The following is a 3,053-nucleotide window of genomic DNA, read 5'->3' on the forward strand; positions in this document are numbered from 1 at the left end:
ATAAAGCAGTAAGTAGAACTCGTGAGGGTCTACATTATCTCGGTGTGAGTATATTTAATCACATTTTGAGTGGCAGGTAACAAAAGATGGATATGACAATCCGACCAAGAAGATTAAGAGGAAACGATACACTCAGAAGAATGGTGAGAGAGACGAGAATGGATAAGTCTTCCCTGATCTATCCGATGTTTGTAAAAGAAGGGAACGACATCCGGGAGGAGATCCCGTCCATGGACGGACAGTACCGTTACAGTGTGGACTGCATGGGATTTGAACTGGAGCGGCTGTTAAATGCCGGTGTGAAAAATGTGATGTTTTTTGGCATCCCGGATCAGAAAGACGAAGTGGGAAGCGGAGCCTACGACGAAAATGGCATTGTGCAGAGAGCACTTCGGGAAGCAAAAGAAAAATTCCCGGAACTGTATCTGATCACGGACGTTTGTATGTGCGAGTACACATCACACGGACACTGCGGCATGTTGTGCGGACACGATGTGGACAATGATAGGACGCTGGATCTGCTTGCAAAGACCGCTCTTTCTCATGTGGAAGCCGGAGCAGATATGGTAGCACCATCCGATATGATGGACGGCCGTGTGCGTGCGATCCGTACGATGCTCGATCAGGCGGGACATACAGGCACACCGATCATGTCTTATGCTGTGAAATATGCATCCGCCTTTTATGGTCCATTCCGTGAAGCGGCAGGTTCTGCTCCGTCTTTTGGTGATCGCAAAACATATCAGATGGATTTTCATAATAAAAGAGAAGGCATCAAAGAGGCTCTGCTCGATGTCGAAGAGGGAGCGGATATCATTATGGTAAAACCGGCGATGGCTTATCAGGATGTGATCACAGAAGTGCGAAAAGTGGTCAACACACCGGTTGCAGCCTACAGCGTCAGCGGAGAATATGCTATGGTAAAAGCAGGAGCCAAACTAGGCTATATTGATGAAGAACGGATCATCGGTGAGATGGCAGTCGGTGCTTACCGTGCCGGAGCCGATATTTATCTCACCTATTTTGCAAAAGAGATTGCAAAAATGATGGATGAAGGGAAGATTGGATGATGACAAGATCAGAAGAACTTTTTAAAAAAGCAGTTACTTTGATGCCGGGTGGCGTGAACAGCCCGGTGCGTGCTTTTGGAAGTGTTGGCAGCACGCCGCGTTTTATTGAACAGGCAGACGGTGTTTATATGACAGATGTCGATGGAAACAAATATCTGGATTTTATCGGTTCCTGGGGACCGATGATCCTCGGACACAACCATCCAGCGATCAAAGAAGCCGTGATCAAAGCATGTGAAAAAGGACTGAGTTTTGGAGCTGCCACTGAAAAAGAAGTAGAGATGGCAGAGCTGATGACAGATGTGATCCCGTCACTTGAAATGGTGCGTATGGTCAATTCCGGAACAGAAGCCGTGATGAGTGCCATCCGTGCAGCCAGAGGTTATACAAGAAGGGATAAGATCGTAAAATTTACCGGATGCTATCATGGACATTCCGATGCACTTCTGGTAAAAGCAGGTTCCGGAGTTATGACAGCCGGAATCCCGGACAGTGCCGGTGTACCGGCAGGATGTACACAGGATACGTTATCTGCCATTTACAATGATCTGGCAAGCGTAGAGGCACTGTTTGCCGAATATCCAAAGGAAATCGCTGCCGTGATCGTAGAGCCGGTGGCAGCCAATATGGGCGTTGTTCCGCCGAAAAAGGGATTTCTGGAAGGACTTCGAAAATTCTGTAGCGAGCATGGAAGCGTTCTGATCTTCGATGAAGTGATCACCGGATTCCGACTTGGACTTCAAGGTGCACAGGGTTATTTTGGTATCGATGCCGATCTTGTGACATACGGCAAGATCATCGGAGCCGGCATGCCGGTCGGAGCTTACGGAGGAAAACGCGAGATCATGGAGATGGTCTCACCGGTCGGAGCGGTTTATCAGGCAGGAACCTTAAGCGGCAATCCGGTTGCCATGGCAGCAGGCATTGCACAGCTTACCATTTTGAAAAACAATCCGCAGATTTATGAAGAACTCAATCAGAAAAGCGATACTTTCTTTGAAACCATGAAAGAAAATGTCAGAAAGAGCGGACATGCATGGCAGGTAAACCATGTCGGCTCAATCGGTTCCCTGTTTTTCACAGAACAGCAGGTTGTTGACTATGCTTCCGCCAAAACCTCAGATACTGCTGAGTATGCACGGTATTTTAAATATATGCTGGACAATGGAATCCATCTTGCACCGGCACAGTTTGAAGCCATGTTTGTGTCAGCGGCACATACGGAAGAAAATCTGGCTTATGCACTGCAGAAGGCGGAGAATTTCTTAATGTGCAAATGAACGACAGGCGAGCGAACCGAACAGGAAACCTTCAACTGTATAAAACAGAATGGAAAAAGTACTCGGCCAGGATTGGCAATATTTTTGACGAAGGTGAGTTATAAGTGAGCAGGAAAAAGTTTATGAAAGGATGAAAGATTATGGAACCAAAGAGACTTTACAAATCAAAAACGAACAGGGTAATATGTGGTGTATGCGGCGGTATCGGCGAATATTTTGGTATTGACCCGACAATCGTGCGTCTTCTGTGTGTATTACTTGGCTGCACCAGTACCGGAGTAATCCTGTATATCATTGCAGCGATCATCATGCCGGAAGAGTACTAAAAGCAGCATCTGCTCCCTGGCAGATCCCTTTTGTAAGATTTATGAATAGTAAATGAAAAATCAGGCCATACTCCAGAAAAGAAAGGGGTATGGTCTATATGTCTAAGAAAAAAGAAAAAATTGATTTAAATAATCTGGCACCGGAAGAAGAATTAAAATATGAGATCGCAAAAGAACTGGGACTTCTCGATAAAGTAATGGAGCAGGGCTGGAAGGCGTTGACTGCAAAGGAAACCGGCCGCATCGGAGGCCTTATGACACGAAGACGGCGTGAAGAGAAAAAGTCCGGTGCTTAAGCGGTTTTTCAAGTCGAACGCACGTGAGACTTGGCACGCGATTCTGGTCAGCTTTGCTGACATTTACCCAACAGAATCGCT

The 3,053-nt window shown here is 46.5% G+C and carries 4 protein-coding genes; all 4 read left to right on the forward strand.

The window, feature by feature from the left end:
- Positions 1-86 precede the first annotated feature (86 nt).
- Positions 87-1,070, forward strand: coding sequence for a porphobilinogen synthase (gene hemB, locus LKD42_RS14855; protein ID WP_248836146.1), 984 nt, complete (start codon positions 87-89; stop codon positions 1,068-1,070).
- Positions 1,070-2,350: a glutamate-1-semialdehyde 2,1-aminomutase gene (gene hemL / locus LKD42_RS14860; RefSeq protein WP_147631677.1), complete on the forward strand. Its 1,281-nt coding sequence runs from the start codon at positions 1,070-1,072 to the stop codon at positions 2,348-2,350. Before hemB ends, hemL begins: the two co-directional genes overlap by 1 nt.
- Before the next feature lie 140 nt (positions 2,351-2,490).
- Complete coding sequence (locus LKD42_RS14865; protein ID WP_147631645.1) at positions 2,491-2,676, forward strand: PspC domain-containing protein; 186 nt, start codon at positions 2,491-2,493, stop codon at positions 2,674-2,676.
- A gap of 98 nt (positions 2,677-2,774) precedes the next feature.
- The gene (locus LKD42_RS14870; RefSeq protein WP_147631644.1) at positions 2,775-2,972 is read left to right on the forward strand and encodes an alpha/beta-type small acid-soluble spore protein; all 198 of its coding nucleotides are present in this window, start codon (positions 2,775-2,777) and stop codon (positions 2,970-2,972) included.
- Positions 2,973-3,053: the final 81 nt, after the last annotated feature.

This window comes from Hominisplanchenecus faecis (assembly GCF_020687205.1).
Lineage (GTDB): Bacteria > Bacillota > Clostridia > Lachnospirales > Lachnospiraceae > Hominisplanchenecus > Hominisplanchenecus faecis.